Annotated in this window: 24 protein-coding genes and 3 tRNA genes; 10 read left to right on the forward strand and 17 right to left on the reverse strand. The window is 60.6% G+C overall.

Going from position 1 to position 26,471, the window contains the following annotated elements; translation table 11 throughout:
* Positions 1–31: 31 nt before the first annotated feature.
* Positions 32–844: a tRNA (guanosine(46)-N7)-methyltransferase TrmB gene (gene trmB / locus H3S97_RS01380; RefSeq protein WP_198182830.1), complete on the reverse strand. Its 813-nt coding sequence runs from the start codon at positions 842–844 to the stop codon at positions 32–34.
* A gap of 149 nt (positions 845–993) precedes the next feature.
* Here trmB and galE point away from each other — a divergent pair, with 149 nt between their 5' ends.
* The 3 genes from galE (at position 994) to H3S97_RS01395 (ending at position 2,273) form a co-directional block, all read left to right on the forward strand.
* Complete coding sequence (gene galE / locus H3S97_RS01385) at positions 994–2,004, forward strand: UDP-glucose 4-epimerase GalE (RefSeq protein WP_198182833.1); 1,011 nt, start codon at positions 994–996, stop codon at positions 2,002–2,004.
* Between the two features lie 72 nt (positions 2,005–2,076).
* A tRNA-Asp gene (locus H3S97_RS01390) sits at positions 2,077–2,150 on the forward strand.
* Positions 2,151–2,197: 47 nt separating this feature from the next.
* Positions 2,198–2,273, forward strand: a tRNA-Phe gene (locus H3S97_RS01395).
* Between the two features lie 66 nt (positions 2,274–2,339).
* Here the strand turns inward: H3S97_RS01395 and H3S97_RS01400 are convergent.
* From H3S97_RS01400 to H3S97_RS01410, 3 genes are all read right to left on the reverse strand, one after another.
* On the reverse strand, positions 2,340–2,879 hold the full coding sequence (locus H3S97_RS01400) for a low molecular weight protein-tyrosine-phosphatase (protein WP_198182835.1): 540 nt from the start codon (positions 2,877–2,879) through the stop codon (positions 2,340–2,342).
* Positions 2,879–3,547 carry a dihydrofolate reductase gene (locus H3S97_RS01405; RefSeq protein WP_198182837.1) on the reverse strand — a complete coding sequence of 223 codons (669 nt, stop codon included), beginning with the start codon at positions 3,545–3,547 and terminating at the stop codon, positions 2,879–2,881. The genes H3S97_RS01400 and H3S97_RS01405 overlap by 1 nt, the downstream gene beginning before the upstream one ends.
* Before the next feature lie 89 nt (positions 3,548–3,636).
* Positions 3,637–4,512, reverse strand: a complete 876-nt coding sequence (locus H3S97_RS01410; RefSeq protein ID WP_198182838.1) for a thymidylate synthase — start codon at positions 4,510–4,512, stop codon at positions 3,637–3,639.
* A 143-nt stretch (positions 4,513–4,655) separates the two neighbouring features.
* On the opposite strand from H3S97_RS01410, the gene H3S97_RS01415 reads away from it, so the two are divergent.
* On the forward strand, positions 4,656–5,069 hold the full coding sequence (locus tag H3S97_RS01415; protein WP_198182840.1) for an OsmC family protein: 414 nt from the start codon (positions 4,656–4,658) through the stop codon (positions 5,067–5,069).
* Positions 5,070–5,141: 72 nt separating this feature from the next.
* On the opposite strand, the gene H3S97_RS01420 is transcribed toward H3S97_RS01415, so the two are convergent.
* The 4 genes from H3S97_RS01420 to manA all read right to left on the reverse strand — a co-directional run bounded on the left by H3S97_RS01420 (position 5,142) and on the right by manA (position 9,736).
* Positions 5,142–6,188 (reverse strand): universal stress protein, encoded by a 1,047-nt coding sequence (locus tag H3S97_RS01420; protein WP_198182842.1) that lies wholly within the window; start codon positions 6,186–6,188, stop codon positions 5,142–5,144.
* A gap of 170 nt (positions 6,189–6,358) precedes the next feature.
* A complete protein-coding gene (locus tag H3S97_RS01425) occupies positions 6,359–7,096 on the reverse strand; it encodes a C40 family peptidase (RefSeq protein ID WP_198182844.1) in 738 nt (245 codons plus the stop codon).
* Positions 7,097–7,145: 49 nt separating this feature from the next.
* A complete protein-coding gene (locus H3S97_RS01430; protein ID WP_198182846.1) occupies positions 7,146–8,057 on the reverse strand; it encodes a CHAP domain-containing protein in 912 nt (303 codons plus the stop codon).
* Between the two features lie 293 nt (positions 8,058–8,350).
* On the reverse strand, positions 8,351–9,736 hold the full coding sequence (gene manA / locus H3S97_RS01435) for a mannose-6-phosphate isomerase, class I (protein ID WP_198219415.1): 1,386 nt from the start codon (positions 9,734–9,736) through the stop codon (positions 8,351–8,353).
* A gap of 139 nt (positions 9,737–9,875) precedes the next feature.
* Here manA and H3S97_RS01440 point away from each other — a divergent pair, with 139 nt between their 5' ends.
* Entirely contained in the window at positions 9,876–10,163 is a 288-nt protein-coding gene (locus H3S97_RS01440) for a hypothetical protein (protein ID WP_045935671.1), read from the forward strand.
* Here the strand turns inward: H3S97_RS01440 and H3S97_RS01445 are convergent.
* A complete protein-coding gene (locus H3S97_RS01445; protein ID WP_232342738.1) occupies positions 10,096–11,346 on the reverse strand; it encodes a sensor histidine kinase in 1,251 nt (416 codons plus the stop codon). The two genes, H3S97_RS01440 and H3S97_RS01445, sit on opposite strands and share 68 nt — an antisense overlap.
* A gap of 200 nt (positions 11,347–11,546) precedes the next feature.
* On the opposite strand from H3S97_RS01445, the gene phoU reads away from it, so the two are divergent.
* The gene (phoU, locus tag H3S97_RS01450; RefSeq protein WP_198182850.1) at positions 11,547–12,224 is read left to right on the forward strand and encodes a phosphate signaling complex protein PhoU; all 678 of its coding nucleotides are present in this window, start codon (positions 11,547–11,549) and stop codon (positions 12,222–12,224) included.
* Between the two features lie 192 nt (positions 12,225–12,416).
* Here phoU and H3S97_RS01455 read toward each other — a convergent pair whose 3' ends face one another.
* The 4 genes from H3S97_RS01455 to lysS form a co-directional block, all read right to left on the reverse strand.
* Entirely contained in the window at positions 12,417–13,157 is a 741-nt protein-coding gene (locus H3S97_RS01455) for a phosphoglyceromutase (RefSeq protein WP_198182852.1), read from the reverse strand.
* Positions 13,158–13,224: 67 nt separating this feature from the next.
* Positions 13,225–14,172 carry a 1,4-dihydroxy-2-naphthoate octaprenyltransferase gene (gene menA / locus H3S97_RS01460; RefSeq protein WP_198219416.1) on the reverse strand — a complete coding sequence of 316 codons (948 nt, stop codon included), beginning with the start codon at positions 14,170–14,172 and terminating at the stop codon, positions 13,225–13,227.
* Positions 14,173–14,238: 66 nt separating this feature from the next.
* Positions 14,239–15,219, reverse strand: a complete 981-nt coding sequence (gene menA, locus H3S97_RS01465) for a 1,4-dihydroxy-2-naphthoate octaprenyltransferase (protein WP_198219417.1) — start codon at positions 15,217–15,219, stop codon at positions 14,239–14,241.
* A 21-nt stretch (positions 15,220–15,240) separates the two neighbouring features.
* Positions 15,241–16,869 carry a lysine--tRNA ligase gene (gene lysS, locus H3S97_RS01470; protein WP_198219418.1) on the reverse strand — a complete coding sequence of 543 codons (1,629 nt, stop codon included), beginning with the start codon at positions 16,867–16,869 and terminating at the stop codon, positions 15,241–15,243.
* A 128-nt stretch (positions 16,870–16,997) separates the two neighbouring features.
* On the opposite strand from lysS, the gene H3S97_RS01475 reads away from it, so the two are divergent.
* Positions 16,998–17,071, forward strand: a tRNA-Pro gene (locus tag H3S97_RS01475).
* Positions 17,072–17,193: 122 nt separating this feature from the next.
* Here the strand turns inward: H3S97_RS01475 and H3S97_RS01480 are convergent.
* The 4 genes from H3S97_RS01480 to H3S97_RS01495 all read right to left on the reverse strand — a co-directional run bounded on the left by H3S97_RS01480 (position 17,194) and on the right by H3S97_RS01495 (position 21,657).
* Positions 17,194–18,093: a ribokinase gene (locus H3S97_RS01480; RefSeq protein ID WP_045935675.1), complete on the reverse strand. Its 900-nt coding sequence runs from the start codon at positions 18,091–18,093 to the stop codon at positions 17,194–17,196.
* Between the two features lie 176 nt (positions 18,094–18,269).
* Positions 18,270–18,953 (reverse strand): ribulose-phosphate 3-epimerase, encoded by a 684-nt coding sequence (gene rpe, locus H3S97_RS01485; protein WP_045935676.1) that lies wholly within the window; start codon positions 18,951–18,953, stop codon positions 18,270–18,272.
* 12 nt (positions 18,954–18,965) lie between these two features.
* Complete coding sequence (locus H3S97_RS01490) at positions 18,966–19,967, reverse strand: LacI family DNA-binding transcriptional regulator (RefSeq protein ID WP_198219419.1); 1,002 nt, start codon at positions 19,965–19,967, stop codon at positions 18,966–18,968.
* 115 nt (positions 19,968–20,082) lie between these two features.
* A complete protein-coding gene (locus H3S97_RS01495; protein WP_198219420.1) occupies positions 20,083–21,657 on the reverse strand; it encodes a PTS transporter subunit IIC in 1,575 nt (524 codons plus the stop codon).
* A 404-nt stretch (positions 21,658–22,061) separates the two neighbouring features.
* Between H3S97_RS01495 and H3S97_RS01500 the strand changes: the two genes are divergently transcribed.
* From H3S97_RS01500 to H3S97_RS01510, 3 genes are read left to right on the forward strand one after another with little or no spacing between them, the layout of a single operon-like run.
* Positions 22,062–24,095, forward strand: a complete 2,034-nt coding sequence (locus H3S97_RS01500; RefSeq protein ID WP_198180390.1) for a DUF4037 domain-containing protein — start codon at positions 22,062–22,064, stop codon at positions 24,093–24,095.
* Positions 24,096–24,107: 12 nt separating this feature from the next.
* The gene (locus H3S97_RS01505; RefSeq protein ID WP_198180392.1) at positions 24,108–24,764 is read left to right on the forward strand and encodes a DUF4125 family protein; all 657 of its coding nucleotides are present in this window, start codon (positions 24,108–24,110) and stop codon (positions 24,762–24,764) included.
* Between the two features lie 44 nt (positions 24,765–24,808).
* Positions 24,809–26,365, forward strand: coding sequence for an alpha/beta hydrolase family protein (locus H3S97_RS01510; protein WP_198180394.1), 1,557 nt, complete (start codon positions 24,809–24,811; stop codon positions 26,363–26,365).
* Positions 26,366–26,471: the final 106 nt, after the last annotated feature.

Genomic DNA, 26,471 nt, shown 5'->3' on the forward strand with positions numbered 1-26,471 from the left:
CTCGCTCTTCATGTTTATGCGCACTCTATGGTCAGTCTGCCGAAACCTGATAGGTCAGGTCGTGGATGACCCGGCCGGCCTGGATCCCCTTACGCTCGAAATTGGTCACGATCCTGCCGCCGAACCGCTCCGACTCCATGAACATGGCATGAGGCAGGGATTTGGCCTGATCAGCCGTCCCCTTGCCGACATGCCGGGTAGGTAGGCTGACTGGCAGATCGCCCAGGTTCCTGAATTTCGGATTGCCATCCATCACCTCATGCACATGCAGGGCGTAATCTTCGATGTCGGTTGCGATTCGCCAGATGCCGCCTGGTACCAGGCGCTTCGCCAGCTCTTCAGCCAGAGCCGGCTGGACCAGACGACGCTTGTGGTGCTTCATCTTGGGCCAGGGGTCGGGGAAGAAGGTCCAGACTTCGTTTATTAGTCCAGGATCCATACGGGCCAGAAGGTCCGGGGCGTTGACCTGGGCCAGCCGCAGATTATCCAGGTCGGATTTACCGGCCATCAGCATGGTATGAGCCAGCCCTGGCTGATAGACCTCCAGGGCCAGATAGTTCAGATCGGGGTGCTCCCGGGCGCTGGCCACGACGTTCTCCCCCTGGCCCGATCCGATCTCGACGATCAGCGGCGCATCCCGTCCCCAGACCGACCTGATCATTGCTGCATCACAACGCAGATTCTCTGCAACCGCCAACGAACCCTCAGCCTGGCCCAAATCGAGCAGATATTTGGAAGAATACCGAGCCCAAGCCCTCGCCAGCCGGTCGTTCAGCTTCTCGGACCGCCTCACATAGGAGACGATGGACCTCATGGGGGCCTTGCTCTGTCTTTCTGCACTCATCACAGCTCATATATATCCTAGAAAGCGGATACAAGCGGACACAAGAGTCACATGTGCCCGTGATATACTCAATCTAGAACAAAAAACAACAAAAGATTGCAAAACCGAACAAGCCCTTTCGTCCGGTTTTCGACAGGAAAGGCATACAGATGTCAGTTTTGGTTACAGGCGGCTGCGGATACATCGGCGCCCATGTGGTCCACGCCCTGCAGGAGGCCGGCAAGGAGGTCGTCGTGGTCGATGACCTGAGTTATGGCAAGCCCAGCCGGATCGGCGATGCCCGTCTCTACGGCGCCGACGTGGCCGCACCGGGGGCCGACCAGCGTCTGGCTGAGATCATCAAGGAGAACAAGGTCGACTCGGTCATCCACTTCGCAGCCCGCAAGCAGGTGGGCGAGTCGGTGGAGAAGCCCATCTGGTACTACCGGCAGAACCTGAACGGTATGATCAACGTCCTGTCGGCCATGGCAAAGACCGATGCCAAGAAGCTGGTCTTCTCCAGCTCGGCAGCAACCTACGGCGAGCCTCCGGTCGACGTGGTCCCCGAGGATGTGCAGCCCATGGTCCCCATCAACCCCTACGGCCAGACCAAGTTGGTCGGCGAGTGGATGGCCCGGGCCTGCGAGCAGCCTTACGGCATCCGCTTCTGCGCCCTGCGCTACTTCAACGTGGCCGGCTGCGGACCGGTCAGCCTGGAGGACCCGGCTGTCCTCAACCTGATTCCCATGCTCTTCGACAGGCTGCGGCAGGGCAAGGCACCCGCCATCTTCGGCGACGACTACCCCACCCCCGACGGCACCTGCGTGCGCGACTACATCCACGTCTCCGATCTGGCCGACGCCCACATCGCCGCCCTGGACTACCTGGACCGCGACCAGCGCCGCTACGACGCCTTCAACGTGGGCACCGGCCAGGGCACATCCGTTCGCCAAATCGTGGACGAGGTCAGGAAAGTGACGGGTCTGCCCTTCACCGAGGCCATCAAGCCCCGCCGTGCCGGCGACCCGCCGCACCTGATCGGCGACCCCACCCGGATCAACACCGAGATGGGCTGGCATGCCAAGTACGGCGTCGAAGAGATCGTCGAATCGGCCTGGAAGGCCTGGCAGGCCAACCCCGCCCACCACATCGACACCGATGGCTGGCAGCAGCAGGACTAGGCAGCGACGCGCCGGGGCTTGCATTCCTCAGGCGCTCATGTAAACTTTCCTCTTGGCTGTTCGAGCAGCCTCGGCTCCGTAGCTCAGTTGGTTAGAGCGCCGCCCTGTCACGGCGGAGGTCACCGGTTCAAGTCCGGCCGGAGTCGCTGGGAATGGTCTGGCCCGGTTTGTCCGGGTCTTTTCGACTGTTCATGGCTCTGTAGCTCAGTTGGTAGAGCGAGCGACTGAAAATCGCTAGGTCAACGGTTCGATCCCGCTCGGAGCCACCAGCCATTAAGCCCCTGGGATTCATAAGGAACCCAAGGGCTTAATTGATATTTGCATTCATCTATCGTTCAGGACAGCTGACGGACCACCCAGTCGACGATGTAAGGCGCAGTGTGTTCGATCTGATCGATGGCCACCTCAAACTCACGGGGGCCGCCATACCAGGGGTCCACCAGGTCGATTTGGCTCTCCCGACCCGGCGCCGGCTTGGGCAGATCCGGGTCGAAGCTACGGTACAGATGAACGGCGGATCGCTTGCCTGAGGGCAGCAGACGCAGCAGGGCGCGCATATGGTCGGCCGTCATGGGCAGCAGCAGGTCGGCGTCTTCGGCCTCCTCCCGGGTGATCCGGTGGGCGAAGTGGTCAGGCGGCACCTCATAGCCCCGCTCGCGCAGAACCTTCTGGGCACGCCGATCTATGGGGTTGCCGAATTCCTCGTCGCTGACCCCGCTGGATTCCACTCTGACCTGGTCCTCATCCAGTCCGCGATCTTGGAAGAACTTGCGCAGGATGACCTCAGCCATGGGTGACCGGCAGATGTTGCCGGTGCAGACGGTCATGACGTTGTAGGGACCCCGTGAGGCCTTTCCTTCAGAATCCTGACCCATCAACGCACCTTCCCATAGGTGACGTACCGGAACCGCGGGATGGCAGCCGCCTGGTCTGGTTTGGCCGGGGTCATCCACCGGGTCTTATCACGCACATGCCAGAACCGCTTGTTGACCAGCTCCTCCATATCGGGCACAAAGACGTCGGCCGGGGTCTGCAGGTCCAGGTCGGTCACGTAGGCCGCATCCGCCAACGGAAAGAAGGTGCTGAAGACCCCTGCCCCGCCGATGACCCATATTTCACTGCGATCCATCCCATCGTCGGGAATTGCTTCCTGCCTGGCCAGCTCCAGAGCATCGTCGGCCGCAGATACCACGGTAGCGCCGGGTGCATGGAACCCTGGGTCGCTGGACAGGATGATGTTGTCCCTCTTGGGCAGGGGCCGCTCCCCCATGGACACCCAGGTCCGCCGCCCCATGATGACAGGATGGGATACGGTCAGCTCCTTGAAGTGCCGCATGTCCTCGCTCAAATGCCAAGGCAGGGCATTGTGGTAACCGATGGCGCCGCGCCGACCGTCAGTGGCCCGCGCCTGCGCCCAGATCATATTGACCGATGAGCGACGGCCTATCTCTTCTTCCTGATGCCGCCATTCCTCATCGCCTAGAAGCCCGGCCTGACCGGGCTCGGGTTCGTGATAGCCGCTGCGACTATTGTCATGCTCCATCTGTTGTGTTCACTCCTCATGGTGAGTAGATATACGAGTACATTCTAATCTTCGGATTCGACGGTGCCCGTATTCGGCCCAGCGCACCATCAGACCGCCACCGGGGCCTTGATGGCGGGATGGCACTGATAGTCCACAACCTCGAAGTCTTCGTACTGGTAGGAGAAGATGGAGTCGGCCTTGCGGATGCGCATGGTCGGGTAAGGATAAGGTTTGCGCGACAGCTGCTCCAGAACCTGCTCCACATGGTTGTCGTAGATGTGGCAGTCGCCGCCGGTCCAGACGAACTCCCCAGGCTCAAGATCGGCCTGCTGGGCCATCATCAGGGTCAGCAGGGCGTAGGAGGCGATGTTGAAAGGCACCCCCAGGAACATGTCGCAGGAGCGCTGATAGAGCTGGCAACTCAGCCTGCCGTCGGCCACATAGAACTGGAAGAGCGCATGGCAGGGCGGCAGGGCCATGCTGTCAATCTGGGCCGGATTCCAAGCGGTGACGATCATTCGACGGGAGTCCGGGTGGGTGCGGATCAAATCCAGCACCTTGGCGATCTGGTCGATGGTGTGATGGGGGTCCTCAGGGGTCGGAGCGGGCCAGCTGCGCCACTGGACCCCATAGACCGGACCCAGATTCCCGGTTTCCGGGTCCGCCCACTCGTCCCAGATATGCACACGGTTCTCCTGCAGCCAGCGCACGTTCTGCGACCCCTTCAGGAACCAAAGCAGCTCATAGGCGATGCCACGGAAGTAGACCTTCTTGGTGGTGATCAGCGGGAAGGAACGCGACAGATCGAATCGCATCTGCCGCCCGAACAGGGATATGGTCCCGGTGCCCGTCCTGTCGGACTTCAGGGTGCCCTCGCGCAGGATGGTGCGCACCAGGTCCTCATAAGGAGTGGGAATGTCCGAGTCGGGACGCTCGGGGATACGTGTACGGATGCGCTGCAGTTCTTCGGAAGTCAAGGCCATGCGGCCATACTATCAAGTCCTCGGTCAGCTGAGCGCGCCCCGGTGACGAATCGCCAAGTCCGGGTTAGATTGGAGGAACAGGTCCGGCCACAGGGTCGGATCCGGATGACGCACCCGGCCGGGTGCCGGACAAGGAGGAACAGATGAGCAAGAGACTTTGGGTCGAACGCGACGAAAACGGCACCTGGAACGCCTATGGCGACAACGGCGCCCACATCACCTTCGGCAAGGGCGAGGATCAGTTCAACCCCGGCGACCTGATGAAAATCGCTCTGGCCGCCTGTGGAGCCCTCTCCAGCCAATTCGCCGTGGAGAGCGCCCTAGGCAAGGGCAAGGGGGCGAAAATCGTGGTGGACGGCACCTATGACGCCGACGATGACGCCTACCTGAGCTTCGACGAGCAGGTGGACGTCGATGCCACTTCGGCCAGGCTGGCCCAGGATGATGCAGACAAGCTGGAGGAGCGGGTCCGCCGCCATATCGCCAAGTCCTGCACCGTGGCACACACCTATCAGCGGGAGACCCCGGTAAGGATCTCCGTCAAGGTTCGCCACTGATCCGACAGGACAAGAAGAGAGGAGCGGGGACCCCCAGGTTCATGGAACTTCCGGGATCTCCGCTCCTTGCCCTTACCCCTTGTGCTCGGGGTCGATGGTCGACTCCAGGTCGGCCAACTGCTCGGGCTTGGCAGAATCCACAGAGACCTGCTCCACACCGGTGATCTCAGCCACATCGGTAGTTTCGGCAGCTTCGGCTGCAGCCTTGAGCCCGGACTCCTCGGCCTCCACGTACTTGCGCGGCACCACGTAGACGGGGCTGACGGCATGCTGCAGGAGCCCCTGGCTGGTCGATCCCAGCAGGAGCCCGGTGAAGCCGCCGCGACCACGCGAACCGACCACGACCACGTCATGGGTCTTGCTGGCCTGGGTCAGAGCCTCCACAGCCGACCCCGGCACCACGGTCTTGTTGATGCGCAGATCGGGATAGGTCTTCATGAGTGGTTCGATTCGGGTATTGAGGTCGTCCAGGTAGGAATCCATGACGCTGCGCTCCTCGGCCGAACCCGTGCCGGTCAGTCCGGAGATATTGGGCACTGCCGACATGACATCCAGCTCGGCGTTCCAACTGTCGGCGAAGGCGGCGGCGATCTGCAGGGCCTTAAGCCCCCACTTGGACTCGTCGGAACCCACGGCGACCCGCTTGATGTCGTTGCTCAGATGCATCAGGTTGCCATCGTCGTCGGTGTAAGGAACGACCACGATAGGGCAGTAAGCGTAGGCGGGCAGGCTGGAGCTGGTGGTGCCCAGCAGACGCTCAGCCAGGCCGCCCTTGCCCCGGTTCCCGATGACAATCAGCCGGTAGTTGCGACTCAGCTCCACGAAGACCGATGAGGGATCCCCCGTCACAATCAGCGTGGCTGCCCCTACACCTTGTTCATCGGCTATGGCCTTGGCCTTGGAGAGAATCTCCTGGGCATCGTTGTGGGCCGCTACGTCGTCTCCCATGGTGGTGTATGTCGCGTCGAAGGAGACGGCCGCATACGAGGGAAGGGAATATGCGCAGACGATTTGCAGGGTCAACCCTGCATGCTTAGCGTAGTTGGCGGCCCACCACGCCGCCTTGTAGCTGGCGTCCGAGCCATCGACGCCTACCAGAACAGCCTTGTCGTTGCTCATCCGACGACCTCCTTTAAACTTGGCGATGACAAACCGACATCGCTCTTTCTGTCAGAATATCGCATGCAGACCTCATCAATAAGTTGGCAGGGGCCAACACGCGAGGAACTTCGACTCCGAATATGCAAAACGCCCCTGTAGGGGCGTTAAGCCTGCGCAAAAACTATGCCTTAGACCAGACGACGATACTCGAAATCCCGATAAAGCTTCTGAACTGTTACGGTCCGACCGGGACGCGGGGCATGAATCATGCGACCACCGCCGACATAAATGCCCACATGGCTACCATCAGAGGTCACCAGCAGGTCGCCAGGAGCAGGATCCGTGACCGGTACACCCACTGAACGTTGCGCATCGGCCGTGCGGGGCAGGCTGATGCCGAAGTGGGCGAACACATACTGGGTGAATCCAGAGCAGTCGAAGCCCGTGGCTGGATCGGTCCCGCCATACACATAAGGAATCCCCTGGAACTGAAGGGCGTAGTTGACCACATCGGCACCCGTGCCGGAGACCGGCGCATCAACGACTGTGCTGGTGGTGCTGGCACGAGCGGCACGAGCAGCCGAACGACTGACCTGCTGCGCGGACTGACGCCGACTGGCTGCAGCCTGGGCCTGCTCTTGAGCCTGCTGCTCCCTGGCTTCAGCATCCTTCTCGGCCTGGGACTTGGTGGCAGGAACATTCAAAGACTCAATGCCACCCCAGCTGCTGTCCTTTTCGACGGTGGTAGCCGTCGACTCGGTCAACAGGTCGGCACGCACCTTACTGCCGGGGGTGAATGAACGCGACGAAGTAACTACGGCTTCACTGCCGTCACTGGCCTGGGCCACGGCGGGTATACCGATGGAGAGCATGCCACAGATTGTGGCTGCTGCCATCATGCTCACATACTTGCGTGTTTTTTTCATCGGGCACAATTCTATCACGCATTGGGAATAAAGATTAACCAGCTAGGAATCAGTAGTGGATGTAGCTGAAGGCATGCACATTGGACAAGGTGCGAGAGTAAGTCTTTCCGTTCATGATGGCACCGCACTCCGAGGTGACGATGGAGCCGTCGGGATTGATCTTCTCGACGATGGCCACATGGCCATAGGTGGAATCCGAACCCTCCTGGCCGGCCTGGAAGACCACGATGTCGCCGACATTGCGCGGCGTGTTGTCCACCCAATAGCCCAGGGAGCGTGCAGAGCCGGACCAATCCTTGGCATTGCCCATGTGTGAACCCACCGGCAGACCCAGCTGGTGACGTCGGACGTAGGCCCACCAGGTGCACTGGCTGAACTCGTAGACATTGCCTGCATCCCCGGTGGCATGGTTGGGATTGAACCCTGAAGGCAGAACTGATCGGTTGGCATCCATCAACACAGCCACGACCGGATTGTCGGCCAGGGATTTGGACATCTGCCCGGCATCGAGTTCGGATTCGCCCAGCTCCCAGCTGCCCTCGTTGCGTTGAGAAGCCGTCGGAAGAGGCTGACGGTAATCAGAGCGGGAGACCCTTGCACCACCGTTCGCGCTGGAGGAACCGGCAGAGGATGAGGGGGTGACCAAATTGATTGCGACACTGTCGGCCAGGGGCAGGGACCAGTCACCGCGAGCCTGACTGACCGCCATGGAGGAGGCGGCGGCACCGACCAGGACGGTCAGGGCCGAACCGGTCATGATGTGGGAGCGACGGGCTGAGGCCTTGGCCGCCAGACGAATGGAACGACGGGTTCGAGGGGCCACCTGGTTGAGCTTGGCCGCCAGGGCATCATCAAGACCCTCAATGCCCGCTGCCTGGGTTACGCCTGAAGATCGGCCGGTCGACCAACTGCCGACACCTGCGCCTCGCCTGGCCGAAGCCCTGTGCGCAGCATGCTTCATCTAGAATCACTCCCGTTTATGTTCCGACGCGACTCTCGTGCCGTATCACGAACCATCACAAGGGAACACCATAACGCAAGCGAGAACCCAGGCCAAATGACCTGAATTGTCCATACTGGTGTACTCAAGCATGGCTTCGGTGGTCGCTCATCTTCGACAACCACGGAATACGCTAGGATTATACGGACATGAGGCGAACATGAGCAAACCGGCATGCGTGCCGTCCGCCACGGCGTGTCCCTCGGTTCTGAAGCCTGCCCGGTCCACCCTGAGCGAACCGGGCTCATACCAGATCAGACCGGGGTCGAGGCCAGGAGGAAGGACCCGCCGGCATCGTCGGAATCTTGGGGCATGGTGATGTCGACACGGCCATCCTCCGAGGGGACGAAGAGGGCCTGTCCCTGGTCCAGTACACAGGACTGGTCGGCGGCTGCGCAACGGATCCGCCCATCAGTGCAGACGATGATGCGGGGTCCCCTGCGCGGAATCATCAGGTGGCGAGGCCCCAGACGCTCTATCAGATCCCCGTAACGCTGCTGAAGCCTGTTGAGCAGGGGCCAGGTGGCGCCACCCTCCTGTACATGCCCGTAGACCAGCATGTACTCGTTGATTTTGGGCCGGTAGGTCACCATATTGTGCATGATCAGGGTGGCGATCATGGAGCTGGATGGATCGATGGGGGCTGAAGGCTGGCAGTCCAGGCTGCGCAGGAAGTTGGGAATGTCACGATGCTTGGGGGTCATACCGGCCCTGAGTACATTGTCGGAGTTGGTCATGATCTCTGCTGCAGTGCCATGGATGTATGCGTGAGGGGTCCCGGCGGGGATATAGACCGAATCGCCCTCCTCCAGGTCCACGGGGTTGAGCATAAGCAAGCAGAGCACGGCCGGATCATCCGGGAAGGACCGGGCTGCACACAGGGCATGGTCCAGCACGGCCCTTGCCCGCCTGGACCGCAGCCGCCCGGCAGCTGCCTCCAAGGCTTCCTCCAGACCTTGGGCGGCCTCCGGCTCGGCAGTCACGGCAGCGTGGAAGGCCCGGAAGATACGTCGGCGGGAATCCGGCCAAATCAGGGAGGAGACCGGCATCATAGCATCGGCCGAAGCGAAACGGGCCGGAGGGACCCCCAGATGGAAGGTGCGGGCGGTCAGAGCCTCGGTCATCAGCTCGGCCAGGGGGTGATCCACGGCGCGCAGGAGGGTCAGCTGTGTGGAGATGGTTGCGAAGCCCACACAGGCCTGGAAGGGCTCCAGGGCCACCACCATCTCGTTCTTGGCCAGACTGTCATGAAAGGAGCGGCTGGGATCGTCGTCAGCCACCCCCAGGGCATTCTCACGGTTGAAGCCGGCGCGAGCCTCAAAATCCAGCGGATGCACCTGCAGGGACAGAGGGATGCGGGCCGAGATGATCTTGAACAGGTAGGGCAGGGTGGGGCCGAAGAGGCGGGAGTCGCGCTCACCCAGCATGGCCATGGGATTGCGACGAATGGCCTCGGTCAGCGGTATGAGCGACCCGTCGGGCAGGGTCAGGGGCGAGGGGGATTCGGTGTGCCCACTGAACCACATCTCCGCCAAGGTATCCCCCTGGCATCCCTCCGGCTCATGCAAATGGAACATGCGCTGCAGTCGGTCATGTGAGCCCCAGGCGTAGTGCTTCTCCACAGCTTGGATCGGATACACGCACTCCCCTTTCCACGGGAAATCCCTCCATGGGCCGGTGCATACGAACCCACCAATCTCCGTCATAATATGACACGGGCCGAAGCCTGGGCAAGGCGTGGGGGTCACCGCATGTCATTGCAAACGGTACAGTGGGGGTATGAAGCTGGCTCCCATTTTCGACCCGGATGCCCGAAGGCCATCGCCTCGGCCCGTGCAGGTGGACCTGCGACGCATCTTCCTGTTCGGTACCGGTGCCTGGATTCTGGCTCTGGTCGTGGTGGGCATCCTGGCCCTGACCGGGATGACGGTCACCAAGCCCCTGATTGTCTGCCTGTCCGGGGTTGGCGTGGGCATTCTGCTGATGATCTGGGAGCACTTCAATCGTTGGGATTATCGCCGTCTTGCCCAGCAACCGGACCCTGAGCCAGAGGAAGCATCAGTGTGAAGGTGCTCCCCTCTCCCGGCGCGCTCCAGACAGTGACCGAGCCATGGTGGGTCAGAGCGACATGCTTGACGATGGCCAGCCCCAGACCGATGCCTACGGCAGTCTCTTCATTCTGGTTGTCGGCCCGGTAGAAGCGCTCGAAGATCCTGCCCTGGTCGGCCTTGGATATGCCTCTGCCGTGGTCGACCACCCTGATGATTCCGTAGCGCCCATCCTTGGAGGGCTGTGCCACCAGGGAGACGGTAGAGCCCGAAGACGAATAGGAGACAGCGTTCTCCACCAGCTTGGCCAGGGCCACTCTGATCTGTTGCCCGTCGCCATGAATCGTCAGTGGCTGGTCGCATCGCCAGCGCAGGGTCACATGGGCCTGGTCGGCTCTATCCTGCTCATCCCGTACCACTGCACGTATCTGCTCAGCCACATCAAGCACGTTCTCCCTGCTGGGTTTGATCCGCTCCTGAGCCCGGATCAGCAGAAGAAGATCCTTGAGCACATGCCCAAGATATGCGCTGTAACGCTGGACCGAGGAGGCATCCTTGGAGACGCTGCGCAGGTGGCTGCGAAGCAGTTCCGGATCATCCCCCTCCAGGTGGGAGGTGGTTTTCAGCTGCGCCGCCAGCTCCTCCAGTGCCTGGACCGGCTTGAGCATCTGCTCGGATACATTGGTCATGAAGGCGTCCCTGGTCCGAACAAACCTGACCGAATCGCTCACATCATCGATAAGCACCACCACCAGGGACTGGTCGATGCGACCCAGGGTGACCTTGAGCCAGTTCCTCCTGGACACCGCCTGGGTTTGGACACGGGTCGCATCCCCAGGATCCTCGGCCTCATCAATATCCCAATCATCGGATTCCCTGCTCTCAGCTGCGGCATCCAGAGCGAATTCGGTAGGCGTTCTAGTGATCAGGTTAAAGCTGCGTCGACCGCCCGAGCGGCGCACCTGCGCGATGGCTTCGATGATCCTCGGATTGGAGATCTCGTCGTTGCTGACGATTCCAAGCCTGTAGGCATCCGGGCTGGAGCGGACAACCTCGTCATCGCCATCGACCACAACCGTAGCGGCGGGGATCAGCGCCAACAAGGCCTGGGTCGAGCCCTCCAAAGCCTCGCCATCAGCCTGTTCGCCATCCCTGCTTCGGTTGCCCACAAGGCTGCGTAGGCGGTCCATGAACCGTCTCATAAGGACTTCCCTCCAGTCCGGCGCCGACCCCGGACATGCTACATCAACCAAGTCTTATCGGCCGTTCCGGCTTTATTCTCGCATATCCGACAGTGATTGGCGCTCCAAAGGCCCGACATTCTTCGGGTCTGACTTTTTCTTGCCATCCTGGTCACATAGACTGGAGTCATATCGTTGACCGAGGCCGAAAGGGAAGAACAATGCGCGTGATTTTCAACGAAGAGCTGGGGCTGGTGGCCGACGATCTGGATCGGATGGCCGCCAAGGTTCGCGATGCCATCAAAAAAGCCGGGCGATCCCTGATGGACTGCGACGTGGAGACGGCCCAGGAGGTCATCGATGGGGATGCCGATATAGACAACCTCCAGGCCAGCATCATCGATCAATGCATCAGGCTCCTGGCCAAGCAGAGCCCCGTGGCCACTGATCTGCGAGTCGTGGTCTCCACGTTGAGCCTGTCGGCGACCTTTGAACGCATGGGGGACCTGGCCAGGCACATCGCCGAGACCGCAAGGCGCTCCTATCCCGAACCGACCCTGCCCGACGAGGTCATCCCCCTGTTCAAACAGATGCAGGACTTTCTGGATGTCATGGCCGATCGTCTGGTCGAGATGCTCTCCGACAGGGACACGACCATAGCCGAACAGATCATCGTCAGCGATGACCAGATGGACAAGCTCCATCAGCAGACATTCGGCTATGCCCTCTCAGACGACTGGAAGGGAACCAGACAGCAGCTGATCGACCTGGTCCTGGTGGCACGGTTCATGGAGCGTCTGGGAGACCATGGCGTTTCGGCGGCCCGGCGCGTGGTCTACATCGTCTCGGGCTTCGACCCCTCCAAGGATCCCAAGGACCTCGACCTCGATCTGGACTGAACGGACGGCAACCGTGCGGCCCGTCACCTGACCGTCAGTCAGGTGACGGGCCGTTTTTTACTTCTCCAACGGCCAGGAATAAATACGAAAGGCGGTGCCTTCCACAAAAAGGGAAGACACCGCCCAATCAGCTTGGGATACTCTGCATCCAAAGCCCGATTCACATCATCGGATAGATCTATCCGAGGAATCTCACTTCTGGCCCTGGGCCGCCACAGCAGCAGCACCGGCTGCGGCTGCCTCCGGATCCAGGTACTCGCCGCGAGGCTTGGTGGGCTTGAAGTTCTCGTCCAGCTCGTAGACCAGTGGGATGGCCGTGGGGATGTTGACCTTGGCGATCTCGTCCTCAGTCAGGTTGTCGAGCATCTTGACGATGGCCCTCAACGAGTTGCCGTGGGCGGCGATCAGGACGGTCTTGCCGGTCTTGAGCTCCGGGACAATATCGCTCTCCCAGTAAGGGGTGACGCGCTTGACCACGTTGGCCAGTGCCTCGGCACGGGGCACGGGGGCTCCGGCATACCGAGGATCATGGGACTGCGAGTATTCGTCGTCAGGGTCGATCTCGGGCGGCGGGGTGGCGTAGGAGCGACGCCAGAGCATGAACTTCTCGTCGCCGTACTTCTCACGGATCTCGGTCTTGTTCTTGCCCTGCAGTGCTCCGTAGTGACGCTCGTTCAGCCTCCAGTCGCGCTTGACCGGGATCCAAAGGCGGTCAGCCTCGTCCAAGGCGATGTTGGCGGTGTTGATGGCGCGGCGCAGCAGTGAGGTAAAGACGATGTCCGGCAGAACACCCTTATCCTTGAGCAGCTTGCCGCCCCTGCGGGCCTCCTGCTCGCCCTGCTCGGTCAGCGGGACGTCCACCCAGCCGGTGAACTGATTGGTGTTGTTCCATGCGCTCTGGCCGTGCCTGAGCAATACTAGTTTGTAGGTCATAGTCAAAATTCTAAGACCTAAGAGGGACTGTTTGGCGGACCTACAGCTCCCCCTGTAGAGCGGTCGCTTAAAGCAGGCAGACCCCCAGCCAGCAGAACCCCGTCAGCAGATCCGTATAGCCCGACAGCGCGAACGCTCTACTGAAGCGGTTCCGACAGCTGGCCACTGTGGTGGTGATGGCCAGGGCCAGGACGGGCAGCAGGCAGAGCAGGCGGGGCCAGGCGTCCGCAAGGGAGCCGCCGGACAGGGACCATGACTCGACCACACCAAGGATCACAGCCAGGGCATAGCAGGACCCCATCAGAATCAGTGTGCCTCTGGCTCCGATGAATGAAGACAGCGTGTACTTGCCGGCCAGAGGGTCCGCATCGATGTCCCGGTAGTTGTTGATCTCCAGAACGGGAATGCAGATAAGACCGCCAACCAAAGCGCCGATGAAGCCATGGCGGTCGATGCCGCCGGTCTCCAGGTACTGGGTGGCCAGCACGCCCACCAGCCCGAAGAAGATCATGATGCTCAGCTCGCCCATGGCCCTATAGCCGTAAGGATGCCTGCCTCCCGTGTAGAACCAGGCTCCCAGCAGACAGAAGATGCCGACCAGGATCATCCACCAGTGGCCAGTCACCCAACAGAGGATCAGACCGGATATGCAGGCCATAAGGATGTTGAGATAGGCAGACAGCAGGACCTTGCGAGGCTCCACGCCGCCGGCCACCCCTCTTCTGGGCAGATCAGGCACCGAGCCGTCAGCGCCGGTGCCCGAAAGGCTGCTCCGGCCCTCATCGGTACCCCTGATGCCGTCGAAGTAGTCATTGGCCAGATTGCAGGTGCTGTGGATGAACACAGCCGTCAGACAGCATAAGAGGGCTATCAGCCAGAAGCGCGCATCCGGCCCAAGTCCTTGGCTGAGCAGCTGCCGCAGGGCCACCGCCGTACCGATCAGAACCGGCGTGGGCGAGCAGAGCAAGGCCGAGGGTCGCAGTGCGTCCTTGTATTCCTGAAGTGTGATGAACATGATTGCCTGATTATCCACCAAATCGCTCGAAAGTCGGACTGCTCTATTAGGAGAGTATCAGGATTTTCACAGCTGCAGGAGCAGGCCCGCCGACCAGCATAGGGCGGAGACCAGGGTGCCCTTGCCTGCCATACCGAAAGCCTTGGGCACCTGGCCACGGGCAAAGGCTCGACAAATCAGCAGAAAGACAGCGGCCACAGGCAGGAGGACCAGCACAAGCGGGAAGCCAGGCAGGCCACGTCGCATGACAGCCGGAACGAACTGGATCAGGCCCAGAACCAGGCTCAGGATGTAGACCGAGTAAATGGAAATAGCCGCTGCGCGCGCTCCCACCAGAACCGCGTATGTGTGCTTGCCGGCACGGCGGTCGTCCTCCAGATCCCGGTAATTGTTGAGCATGAGCAGGCCCACGGCATTGAGCCCACAGACGCAGGCACCCAGGATGCCGGCAACGTCTACCCTGTTGATGAGGAAGTACTCGGTGCCCAAGGTGGCCACCAGACCGAAGAAGATGAAGACGCTGACCTCACCCAGCCCGTGGTAGCCGTATGGATGCGGGCCGCCCACGTAACACCAGCCGGCAACCAGGCAGCAGACCCCGACCAGAATCATCCACCAGTGACCGGTCAGTGCCATGACTGCCAGACCCATCAGACAGGTGAAGCCCGCCGAGATCATGGTGGCGTAGAGCACCTTCCTGGGCGGCACACCGGCGGCCACCAAACGCCTCGGTCTGCCGGAGGCGGCCTCATCGCCTCCACGGCCGGAGTCGGTGCCGCGAACACCATCGGCATAGTCGTTGGCGAAGTTGGCTGCGATCTGCATGGATAGGGCGAGCAGGACAAGCAAGACCACGATCAGGGCCAGCCGTCCAGGCGTGGCAGCCTTCAGGGCGGGATCGACAGGCGTGGGCGAGCACGAGCTGGTGCACTGTTCCAGAAGCCGTGACCGCTCCAAGAGTGCAGCCGAAGCGCCTACACAGACAGGTGCCACCGAGGCGGGCAGTGTCCGGGGACGCATACCATCCATCCACAGCCTGATATTCATGACCGTCCCTCCCCTGTTATTTCAGACTAACGGCTTGACCAGGGGGAAGGTGATGGTCTCGCGGATGGATGCACCGGTAAGGGCGATCAGCAGACGATCGATACCCATGCCCATGCCCCCAGCCGGAGGCATGCCTACGCCCAGGGCCTCCAGGAAGTCCTCGTCAATGTCCATGGCTTCGACATCGCCGCGGCTGGCCATCTTGGCCTGCTCGACGAACCGCTGACGCTGGACCACCGGATCATTGAGTTCGGAGTAGCCCGTCGCCAACTCAAACCCGCGAACGTAAAGGTCCCATTTCTCGACCACACCCGGCTTGGTGCGGTGGGCCTTGACCAGGGGCGAGGTCTCGACCGGGAAATCACGCACGAAGGTCGGCTCATACAGCTTGTCCTGCCAGAAGTGCTCCCAGAGGTGCTCGACCAGCTTGCCATGGTTTTCGGCAGGCTCCTCCTCCAGGCCCAGTTTGTCAGCGATGGTCCGCAGATGGTCCACGCCGGTCTGCGGGGTTATCTCCTCGCCCAGGGACTCGGAAAGTGACTCATACATGCTGATCTGGCGCCAGTCCCCGCCGAAGTCGTACTGGCTGCCATCCTGCAGGGTTACCTTCAGCGATCCCGACGTGGCCAGTGCAGCCTTCTGGATCAACTCCTTGGTCAGCTGCCCGATGGTGTCATAGGTGCCGTAGGCCTGATAGGCCTCCAGCATGGTGAACTCCGGAGCATGGGTGGCATCCACGCCCTCATTGCGGAAGTCGCGGTTGATCTCGAAGACCCGCTCAATGCCGCCGACCAGGCAGCGCTTGAGGAAGAGCTCAGGGGCGATACGCAGGTAGAGGTCGATGTCGAAGGCGTTCATATGCGTGGTGAATGGCCGGGCCGCGGCGCCGCCATGCACGGTCTGGAGCATGGGGGTCTCGACCTCCATGAAGTCGTGGTCCTCGAAGGTACGCCTCAGGGAGGAGACGGCCTTGGAACGGCGGCGGACCATGGCCCGCACATCCTCATCGGCGATCATGGCCAGGTAGGGCTTGCGGGTGCGCTGTTCCTCGGTCAGTTCCTTGTGAAGGGCGGGCAGGGGCTGCAGGGCCTTGGCCGCGATGTTCCACTCGGTGGCGAAGACGGAGAGCTCGCCGGTCTTGGAGGCAACCACGCGGCCGCGCAGATAGAGGTGGTCGCCCAAGTCGACCAGCTGCTTGAACCGCTTCAGGGAATCAGCGCCAATCTCACGCTTGGAGATCATGCCCTGGATGCGGGTGCCGTCACCCGCCGCCAGCTGGACGAAGCAGAGGCCGCCGCCGTTGCGCAGGAAGAGGACCCTGCCGGCGATGCCAACCACGTCCTCGGTCTCCTGGCCTGGCTCAAGGCGGTCCTGGTACTTGCGGCGCACATCCTCGATGCGATCCGTCACATCCAGATGGACCGGGTATGGTTCGATGCCCTCCTTGAGCATGAGCGCCCTTTTGGCCACACGCATGCGCACCTGTTCAGGATGGCCTTCAACGCCGTCAGTCAGGTTGCCGGGATTGATGGCGTCATCCAGCTGGGCGCCCTGATCGATCTTCTCGGTAATGGCCATATCCTGATCAAGCAGCGCCTGAGCGCGTTCGACCGTCGTCAGGCGAGGGGTTTCTTCCGATGAGTCATTCATAAATCGCTATTTTACGCATGAGCCAGTACTTGGCCCGGGGTACCGCCGAGGGGCAAGCGGTTGAACGGTCGCGCCGCGCAGACGATGGCGTTTGGCCGACGGTACGTGTACTATATAGAACGTTGTCACGGGGTATAGCGCAGCTTGGTAGCGCGCTTCGTTCGGGACGAAGAGGCCGGGGGTTCAAATCCCCCTACCCCGACAAATGCGATAAGAGGCCGGCAGATAATGCCGGCCTCTTCCTTATCCCTCTTAATTTTCTTACCGCATTTTTCACTGCGCGTGATTACTCGCCAAACTGCATGCAGCTGTGCTTGACTTCGGTCAGCTCATATCGGCCAAGGTGGGGAAGACCTGATGGTTGCCCACACGACTGACCTTGATGGCGGCCGCCTTGTTGGCAAAATTCACCGCCTTCAGAAAATCCCCATGCTGGGCATAGTTGACCGCAAGGGCGCCGGCAAACACATCACCGGCACAGACGGAGTCCAGTGCGTGGACCTTGACTGAGTCGATTTCGTAGATCTCCCCCTCATGCAAAACCACGCTCCCATCGGCACCCAGCTTGACGATGACGGTCTTCGGCCCCATGCCGGCTATGGCCTTGGCAGCCTTGACCGCCTCCACCTTGTCGGTCACATGAATACCGGTGATCCGCTCGGTCTCCTGCTGGTTGGGCGTGACACAATCAGCATAGGCGAGCGCCTCGGGGAAGAAACCGTCAGCCGGAGCGGGATCAAGGATGATGTACATGCCCTTGCGTCTGCCGGCTTTCAGGGCCGCCAAGACGGACTCGCGACTGGTCTCCAGCTGCATAAGCAGAACCGGAGCCTCCATCTGATCCAAGGCTGTATCCACTTCTGCGGCCGTGATGGTGTCATTGGCGCCAAGCGTTCCCACCATGGTGTTCTCGGAGGTCTGATCGACCTGGACGATGAATGTTCCGGTCCCCTCATTGCCATTGCGCATGACGAACTGGGTATCGACTCCCCAATCGCTTAAATTGTCAAGCATCTGCTTGCCTGCGCCGTCCTCACCGACCGCGCCCAGCATGGCCACCTTGCCTCCCAACTTGGCTGCAGCCACGGCCTGATTCGAACCCTTCCCGCCCGGCAGCATGGTGATGCTCCTTGCTGTAGCCGTATCCCCGCGTCTGGGATAGCTGGTCACCAGGGCCTTGACATCCAGATTGATGCTGCCCAGTACTATGACGTCATAATGCATGATAATCTCCTCAAAATTGGTATGAATTTGCCGCTATCAGGCAAGGCTTCGCCTCACGCAGCGGCTCTCGGCCTTAGCGTGTGATGTGTTTTACAACTGGTTTGGGCTCAGTCGGCAAGCATGCTGATGCGCAATAATCGGCTCATCAGTAACCGATCGAGAACAAGAAACGGATGTCAGACCTCTTGCGGGCCCACCGCCTCCTTGAAGAGTTCGCGCGTGGCGCGGACATTCTCAGCCAGGCTGCGGCCTTCGCGGAATATGGCGCTGGTGCCTCCGATGAATCTGGTGGCTCCTCTGCGCACGCATTCAGGAATGGTCTGCCGGCCGATGTTCCCATCCACCTCAATGGGGATATTCATGCCTCTGTTGCGGATTCGATCGGCCAAATCACTGATTTTGCCGTACATGGGCTCGATGAATCGCTGCCCTGCGAAGCCGGGATTGACCGTCATCAGAATCACATAATCCGTGACGTCGTATACGTAGTCCAACACGTCCAGCGGCGTAGCCGGGCTGATGGCCACACCGGCCTTGAGACCTGCCTTATGGATTGCCGTCAGAGTCCCCTGCAGGTTTCTGGTGGACTCTGCATGAATGGCGATTCCGGAAGCCCCGGCCAGAGCGAACATGTCAATATAGCGTTCCGGCCGCTCCACCATCATGTGCAGATCCAGCGGCTTGTCGGTAATGGCCCGCACCTTGTGTACGAAGTCGGGACCAAGGGTGAAGTTCGGAACGAACGATCCGTCCATCACATCGATATGGTAGAAATCAACACCCGCCGCATCGAGCTCCCTGACATCACGTTCCAGATTGCCCAGATCGGCGCACATGAGCGATGGCCCTATTTCCAGCATTACATCTCCTATTTACGCGCCCCTTGTCTGTGAGCTGTCACGAATGACAAGGTGCGGTTCGATTGAACGTTTCTGCGGCTTCCCTTTGCTGGACACTATGCTTTCGAACAAATCCATGATCTGCTCGCCTATGTCCTCGGGAAGCTGATTGACCGTGCTCAGACGCGGCACGGAATATTCAGCCAGTTCAATGTCGTCATAGCCAAAGACCCGCATATCCTGGGGTATCCGGATTCCCAGGTCGGTACAGGCCCTCATGGCTCCGATGGCCATAATGTCATCAGAGCAGAAGATGCCATCCACGGACCCTGGGTGATCCTCAAGGAAACCCTTTGCTGCCTGGTACCCTCCGGCCAGGGAGAAGGAAGTCGTCAGTTTGGCAACCGGCTTGGCCCCTGCCTCGGTGATCGCCTTCAGGTACCCGGCATACCGATCCTCAGAACTTTTTTCCTGCTCAGGTCCTGATATGAACATGAGATGGCTGCAGGAACCCTGTTGGATCAGATACCTGGTGGCCTTGTACCCTCCCGCTCGGTGGTCCACATATAAGGCCGAATACGGATGGGAGAAGCATGCCCGATCCATCGTGAGCGTATAGATACCCTGGTTATTGAGCTTGGTCAGGTCTTCTTCATCAACAAACAAGGAGCTGATGATGGCCCCGCGGACTCGGATGCCCTCCATAAACCGCAGATAATAATCGACCTTATCGCGTTCATCCCTGCTGTTGCATAGATATATATGGAGTCCCCGCCGGTCAGCGGCCTGTTCTATCCTCCCTGACAAATCAGCAAAGTAGGGATTGCCCAGGTCGGGAACCAAGAGAGCGACCAAATCCGATGACTGCTCGGACAGGGTCCTTGCCACGAAGTTCGGCTGGTATCCAAGCTTTTTGACTATGGCGTTGACCTTGCTTACCGTCGCATCGCTGGCCCCTCCTTTCTTGTTGAGAATGCGCGACACGGTTGCTGTGGAAACACCGCTCAGCTCCGCAATATCCCTAATCGTCACCATCAGTCGATCCTTATATCTTTGCGATGGAGGGCCCTGCATGGGATGGATTCCCTGGGCCTAACCGGTTACTTCAGGTTAAACCGGAGACGTGATTTCAGCGAGGTTTCCAGGACTTCTATAGACCGGAGGCATCACCCCCGATTCCAGCTCCTTCCGGCTCGCCCGAGCGCTTGCCGGCAGGAGGCAAAGAAGGTGATGAAGATTCCTCGGCTGCGGCTACTCCACTCTGTGCGAAAACCGAACCAGCCCCAGAGGCGGCATCGAGCTGGTCAACAGCAACCGAACCGACACTGATTCCTGCTGCCGCCTCCCTGCGAAGCCTCCTGATATACCAGGCGAAAAGTGCAATGTAAGCCAACAGAGCCAGCAGAGCCAGACCGATGGTTTTCAGATCGAGGGTACGAACCGCATTGCCGATCAGCATGGCCAGCATCTTCTCCAGCGGATCTGAATCCACGGCCGAGAACATCTCGTTCTTGCCCAGCCCGGCGGGGAAGACTCCCATAGCCTTCGAAGTCTGGGTCAGGAAGGGCGATATCAGGCTTGCGGCCCAAAGGAAGAGGGGAATCATGATGGTTCCTATCAGGGTCATTCTCACCACCTTGCCCCTGGCTCCGATAAGGAGCGAGGGCGCCAGTACGGTGAGGATAATCCCTCCGAGAGGCAATACCGAATTGCCGGGAAGGATCATGGCAATCAGGAGCAGGATGGGCGCCAGGATATTGGCCACAGCCCAGAGCTCGGCCCGGGAGGCCAGGATGGGCCAATCAATGGCGATATACAGCTTGCGCCCCTTCATGCGACGCTCCATGAAAGAGGTGACCCCCTGGGATAGGGGACCGATAGCGGGAGCGAACCAGTCCCCTACGACTCCGAATAGCTCCAGGCAGACACCGGAGGAGAATGCCAGTGCGCAGATATGGGCGGCATCCTGGCGACCCAGAAGACCCACGAATACGCCCAAATATGCGCCTATGGCCCCCTTGCTTCCCAGAAATCCGATCTTCTTGTTCAGGGTCTCGGCATCGAAGTCGAATCGATCGATGAAAGGCAGGACCTTGCTGATCAGACGGTCGAGGAGGACAACCACTGGAGTCACAAGCAGGGCAGGGTGTGCCGTGGTGGTGATGTTGTCCTGATCATAGCCAAGCAGATCATCAATGGTGGGCTTCATGGCATCAGCGTTGAAGAGCATCAAGGCGTAGATGAAGACCACGAAAACGGACATGAGGAAGAAGTTCCCGCCGGCACTCCAGTTGATGAGAAGGCCGAGTATGGATACATTCCAGATGTTGAACAGATCGACGTTCAGGGTGTTGGTGAGTTTCAAGGCCAGCATGACCAGGTTGGTCACGATGCAGATAAGAGCGAAATAGAGCGTGTACAACGAGCTCCAGGTGATGACGGCGATAGGTGCCCATCCCAGATCCGTGACCGACAGCTGAAGGCCGGTATAACGCACGAAAGCCTTGAGAGCCGGACTGAAGGTGTTGGTCAACAGCCCAATGACCGCACTCATGCCGGTCAGGGCCATGGCCATTCTCAAACCGCCTTCAAACGCCTTGGACAGTTTGACGCCGAAGGCCAGCGACAACAGGGTGATGATGAAGAACATCATGGCCGCGCCGCCCAGACCTATGAACCAATTGAAACCATGGTCCAGGGCCTGCACAACTGGATCGAGATTCATGGTGCTGCAATACCTCCTTGTACGACAACGATTGCGTAACCGGTTACTCAAAGTCTTATACCATTCGTCGCGATCGTGCAAGCAGCTGCTTGGTAAAAATGCCAATCACGACAGGCTCTGCACTTGATTTTTCATTGTCATTGCAATGTTTTATGGATATTCAGGAAATCGCGACACCATTTGGACAAACCGTCGTTTCCGCCTTTGACGTCATTGCTTATCCCGCTAGATTACGAAACCGATTACTCTTCGTCCACGGATAACCGATGTCACTGACTGTGAGCAAGCCGACCCGGACCCGCAGTTCCCCGCAGAAGTTCAAGCCGTAGAATGGATATGAATAATCGACGCATCGTATGATCGCGTGCATCACGATTCCATCATTGATGACGAGCGGAGGCCACATGGACGAGGTCGGTTGGCAGGACAGCAAGCCGAAAGAGCCTCAACAGTCCTACATGCAACCGGACGGCAGCTTCGGCACCCAAGCCTTCCTGGACGGACTGGATGCCATCTTCAACGCCGGCAAGGCCCGTGATCAGGCCGAACCCTACCTGCAGCAGGCGCTGGTGGATGCGGAGAATGCGGGCGACGACGCCGGGCTACTGACCGTGCTGAACGAAACCATGGGCTTCTACCGGTCCCAGGGACGCCACCAGGAGAATATGTGGATGATCCAGCGCGCCATCGAACTGGCCTCGCGCATGCGCATCGAGGGGTCCGAGGCCTGGACGACCACCCTGATCAATGCAGCCACAGGTCTGCGGGCGGCCAAGAAGTACGACCAGGCCGAAGACCTCTACCGGCAGGCGCTTGCCTCCGCAGCCAAAACCCTTGGGCCCAAGGACCGGCGGCTGGCCGCCCTGCACAACAACCTGTCCATGCTCTACAGCGAAACCGACCGGCCCGACCAGGCCGAACAGGAGCTGCGCCAGGCCATGGACATCCTGGAGACTTCCAGTACTGATCCTTCCCGGGATCTGGATCTGGCCTCCACCCACACCAATCTTGCCCTCCTGCTCATGCAGCGCAAGGACAATCCGCAGGCTCTGCGAGAGGCCTGGGACCAGGCCCGCGCAGCCCTGGACATCTATCGAACCGGCCACCTGGAAAATAGCGCACACTATGCCTCGGCCCTGGCTGGCTTTGCCCAGGTCTGCTACATGACCGGGCGCTTCGGCCAGTCGGCAGACACCTACCGAAGGGCCCTGGCCATCATCGAGGACCGGTACGGCAAGGGCAGCGACTATTACCAGATCACCAAGGCCAATCTGGACCAGGCCCAGGCCGCCGCGGAAGAAGCCGGGGACAAGGACCAATCCAAGCAGGCCGACGAAGCAGCATCCAGCCAGCCGAAAGCCAGCTCAGATCGGACCCCGGCCAGAAATCACAGCAGTGACAACGATCGGCATGGCTCCCATCCGGATATTCAGGGACTGGACCTGGCCAAGGCCTACTGGGAGCAGGTGGGCCGTCCCATGCTGGAGGAACGCTACCCCCAATATCGCGGCCGGATCGCCGTAGGCCTGATGGGCCATGGATCGGACTGCTACGGCTTTGACGATGCCATCTCCCGGGATCATGATTTCGGCCCCGGCTTCTGCCTGTGGCTGACCAGCGAGGATTATCGGGCCATTGGCGATCAGCTGCAGAAGGAATACGAGGCCCTGCCCACCGAATTCATGGGGTTCGGCTCACGAACCGACAGCGTCAGAGCAAAGGGAGCCGACCGCCGCGTGGGTGTCTTCGAGATCGGCGCCTTCTTCGAATCCCTGACCGGCTACCGGCAGGCGCCCCCGGAAGATCACCCCCACGAGTGGCTGCTCCTGGACGAGGCCACGCTGGCGGCGGCCACCAATGGCAGGATCTTCGCGGATCCTCTGGGACAGATGCTGGCCACCCGGCAGGGGTTCAAGGCCATGCCCGACGATGTGCGCTTCTGCCTGATCTCCCGCCGGCTGGGCATGATCGCCCAAGCAGGCCAGTACAACCTGCCGCGGAGCCTGCAGCGTGGCGACGGGGCTGCAGCCATGCTGTCGATCAACGAATTCATCAAGGCCTGCGCCTCCCTGATCTTCCTGATCAACAATCCGCTGACCGTCGGGTATCTGCCCTATTACAAGTGGACCTTCGCGGCCCTGCGGCGGCTGAGCAGACGAATGGCCACCAGGCTGGCCGACCTGACCGAGCAGCTGGAGGACATCCTGCGCCTGGCATCGGCTGCCTGCTACGGAGGGCAAGGCTTTGGCGAGGGCGGCAAGGGAGCCCGGCCGGCCGCCGAACGCGTCACCAAGCTTGTGGAGTCCATCTGCGCAAGAATCGTGGAAGAGTTGCAGGCGGAGGGCTTGACCAACAGCCCGGAAACCTTCCTGGAGTGGCAGCGCCCCTATGTCGAGGCCCACATCTCCAGCGACGATCCGGTTCTGCACAGCATCTGAAAGGAGCCAAGGATGGCTAACGACGAGCAATGTCAGGATGAGGAATCCCTGCGCGAGCGGATCGTCCGCCACGAATGGGAGCAGTTCCAGCAGGTCAACAACGAGGGTGGTCCAGCCAACTGTCAGGGCAACTGGCCCATGTTCCACCAGATGCGTCTGAGCCAGTTTCTGACCTGGCCGCACCCCCTGCTGACCAGCTATGCGGACGACCTGGACCAGGCCGACAAAACGGGGCGCAACCTGTTGACCGAGAAGTACGGGCGGATGATGGAGTCCACAGCCCCGGACCAGTACCACAGCAGCATCGCCCCCTACCTGCCCAGGCTGGGCCTGGAGCGCCAGGAGCGCCAGGAGCGCATCATCGACCGGCAGGTGGCCTGGGCCAAGGACTTTCGCGAGCGATACCCCCGCCTGGGCCAGGAGATGCGGGTCCTGCGCACCAGCGAGGACACGCCGGAGGCCACCTCCTTTGAGACCTATCTGCGTGGCGAACTGGGCACTTATTCGGCACGGACGCTGGATCTTTACCAGTCCATGGTGGACCGGATCGCGGCCCGGGGCGGCAACCTTACCGAGGAAACCATCCTGGCCACGGTGCAAATGAATGGCTTTGAGACCCTGGACGAAGCCGAGCAGGCCCAGGACAGAGCACCTGAACCACAATCATGAGGCCCATCTGACCAACCAGTCGCGCGGTCGGGTAGAGTTGACGGGTGCAAAAGCTGAAACGGGCGGGTTTCACCGCCGCCTCCTTTGTGGTCATCCTGCTGGTCATGCTCCTTTTGGGTCAAGCCATGACGCCGGGCTGGCAGGTGGAACCCTACCGCGACCATCTGCAGGTCCCGACCCGGTCCACTGCCATCGCCTCGAGCCTTGGAGCCACCACCCCTGAGGGCACCCACCCCGTCAGGGAGCGGAAGATCGGCATCACCCTGGATGGCGGGGTTCGCATCCAGGCCATCATCAGAGAGCCAGGCGACCGAAAGGGCACCGGACCAGCCTGCCTGTTCATCCATGGCGCCGGAACAGGCAAATCCTCCGAGGTTTACGGCGACCTGGCTTCAGCCATGGCCTCAGCCGGCATCACCACCCTGGTGCCTGACAAACGTCTGGACACCTACACAACCTTCCACCGCGACTATCAGGCCATGGCCGCCGACTATGGGCGTTCCCTTGACCGTCTGCGCTCCTGGCCCGGTGTGGATCCAACCAAGGTGGGCCTGTACGCCGAGTCCGAGGGCACCTGGATATCGTCCATCATGACCGCCAAGGACCCAAGCATCGCCTTCTCCATCCTCACTTCGCCCCCCGTCTACCCGGGACGACGGCAGATGGCCATGGCGGCCACCAGCTACTTGGATCTGATTGGCGCACCCAAGGGGATCCGCAAGGTGATACCGCGGCTCATGGGCATGGACCTGTCCCTGCTGGGCCTGGAGTACGCCGACTTTCCCTCCCTGCCCTATTTGGATCAGCTGCGGATGCCAGTCATGGTCAACTTCGGCACCATGGATGTCTCCATGCCAGTCGAACAGGGTGCTCGCGAGATCATCCGCAGGGCGCATGAAAGCGGCAACGACAACGTGACCCTGCGCTACTACCCCACCAACCATCAGATCCGCACCGGCAGCAGGCTTGCCAAGGCCGGGTTGCCCCTGGAACCCAGATACACCCATAATCTGGAAGACTGGATCAACGCCGTGGCACTGGGCACCCAGGCCAACCAGTGGTCCACTCCCATGATCGCCGGCAGCCAGCCCCATCAGCTCAATCAAGTGCCCGACCACACGAATACAGGGTTGATACCTTCGCTGACCGCCCTGTTGACCCTGATGGCCAGTGGCCCCATTCTGCTGGCTGCCGCCCTGGTCTCTGCCCTGATTGGAGCCTTGGGCTCACATCTGCGTGCTCGAGGCGATCACGGCCGACAATCAGGTTTCAGCAAAGGCCTGACCGGACGGCTCTGGTCGTTAGGCCTGCTAGCCGCAGGACTTATGACTGGCCTGCTGACCTATGCCTTTACTGTGGTCCGCAAGGCGCTTGGCCTTATGCATCTGTCCTCGATGACGGCATCATGCTGGTCCCTGTTGTCCGTTCTGTGTCTGGTATTCATCCTGCTCCTGGCGAGCACCCTGACCTCTATCTTCAACCGAGCTGACGGCAAGCCGGCTGTCGCCGGGGCTGGCCACTGGCTGACCCTGACCCTGACCCTGCTGGGGTCTCTGGCCATCCTTGGCAGCCTGATCTTCTGGAATATCCTGGTCTTTTGAGATAGAGCGGGTGCGCCTTGCCGATGCCAGCCAGGCTAATACAGACGCGCCAATCAGCACTACGCCCAGGCCGGCAAAAATCAATGGGATAACCCGCTGCCAGGGT

The organism is Bifidobacterium choladohabitans, from assembly GCF_016102005.1.
Lineage (GTDB): Bacteria > Actinomycetota > Actinomycetes > Actinomycetales > Bifidobacteriaceae > Bombiscardovia > Bombiscardovia choladohabitans.

Excerpts from the sequence above, each read along its gene's own strand:
- H3S97_RS01425 (WP_198182844.1), bottom strand. The coding sequence starts at position 7,096 with ATGAAAAAAACACGCAAGTATGTGAGCATGATGGCAGCAGCCACAATC.
- H3S97_RS01500 (WP_198180390.1), top strand. The coding sequence starts at position 22,062 with ATGGACGAGGTCGGTTGGCAGGACAGCAAGCCGAAAGAGCCTCAACAG.
- H3S97_RS01505 (WP_198180392.1), top strand. The coding sequence starts at position 24,108 with ATGGCTAACGACGAGCAATGTCAGGATGAGGAATCCCTGCGCGAGCGG.
- menA (WP_198219417.1), bottom strand. The coding sequence starts at position 15,219 with ATGAATATCAGGCTGTGGATGGATGGTATGCGTCCCCGGACACTGCCC.
- H3S97_RS01455 (WP_198182852.1), bottom strand. The coding sequence starts at position 13,157 with ATGACCTACAAACTAGTATTGCTCAGGCACGGCCAGAGCGCATGGAAC.
- menA (WP_198219416.1), bottom strand. The coding sequence starts at position 14,172 with ATGTTCATCACACTTCAGGAATACAAGGACGCACTGCGACCCTCGGCC.
- H3S97_RS01490 (WP_198219419.1), bottom strand. The coding sequence starts at position 19,967 with ATGGTGACGATTAGGGATATTGCGGAGCTGAGCGGTGTTTCCACAGCA.
- H3S97_RS01415 (WP_198182840.1), top strand. The coding sequence starts at position 4,656 with ATGAGCAAGAGACTTTGGGTCGAACGCGACGAAAACGGCACCTGGAAC.
- H3S97_RS01400 (WP_198182835.1), bottom strand. The coding sequence starts at position 2,879 with ATGGGTCAGGATTCTGAAGGAAAGGCCTCACGGGGTCCCTACAACGTC.
- H3S97_RS01445 (WP_232342738.1), bottom strand. The coding sequence starts at position 11,346 with ATGAGACGGTTCATGGACCGCCTACGCAGCCTTGTGGGCAACCGAAGC.
- H3S97_RS01420 (WP_198182842.1), bottom strand. The coding sequence starts at position 6,188 with ATGAGCAACGACAAGGCTGTTCTGGTAGGCGTCGATGGCTCGGACGCC.
- H3S97_RS01405 (WP_198182837.1), bottom strand. The coding sequence starts at position 3,547 with ATGGAGCATGACAATAGTCGCAGCGGCTATCACGAACCCGAGCCCGGT.
- H3S97_RS01440 (WP_045935671.1), top strand. The coding sequence starts at position 9,876 with ATGAAGCTGGCTCCCATTTTCGACCCGGATGCCCGAAGGCCATCGCCT.
- galE (WP_198182833.1), top strand. The coding sequence starts at position 994 with ATGTCAGTTTTGGTTACAGGCGGCTGCGGATACATCGGCGCCCATGTG.
- phoU (WP_198182850.1), top strand. The coding sequence starts at position 11,547 with ATGCGCGTGATTTTCAACGAAGAGCTGGGGCTGGTGGCCGACGATCTG.
- rpe (WP_045935676.1), bottom strand. The coding sequence starts at position 18,953 with ATGCTGGAAATAGGGCCATCGCTCATGTGCGCCGATCTGGGCAATCTG.
- H3S97_RS01430 (WP_198182846.1), bottom strand. The coding sequence starts at position 8,057 with ATGAAGCATGCTGCGCACAGGGCTTCGGCCAGGCGAGGCGCAGGTGTC.
- trmB (WP_198182830.1), bottom strand. The coding sequence starts at position 844 with ATGAGTGCAGAAAGACAGAGCAAGGCCCCCATGAGGTCCATCGTCTCC.
- H3S97_RS01410 (WP_198182838.1), bottom strand. The coding sequence starts at position 4,512 with ATGGCCTTGACTTCCGAAGAACTGCAGCGCATCCGTACACGTATCCCC.
- H3S97_RS01480 (WP_045935675.1), bottom strand. The coding sequence starts at position 18,093 with ATGCATTATGACGTCATAGTACTGGGCAGCATCAATCTGGATGTCAAG.
- H3S97_RS01495 (WP_198219420.1), bottom strand. The coding sequence starts at position 21,657 with ATGAATCTCGATCCAGTTGTGCAGGCCCTGGACCATGGTTTCAATTGG.
- lysS (WP_198219418.1), bottom strand. The coding sequence starts at position 16,869 with ATGAATGACTCATCGGAAGAAACCCCTCGCCTGACGACGGTCGAACGC.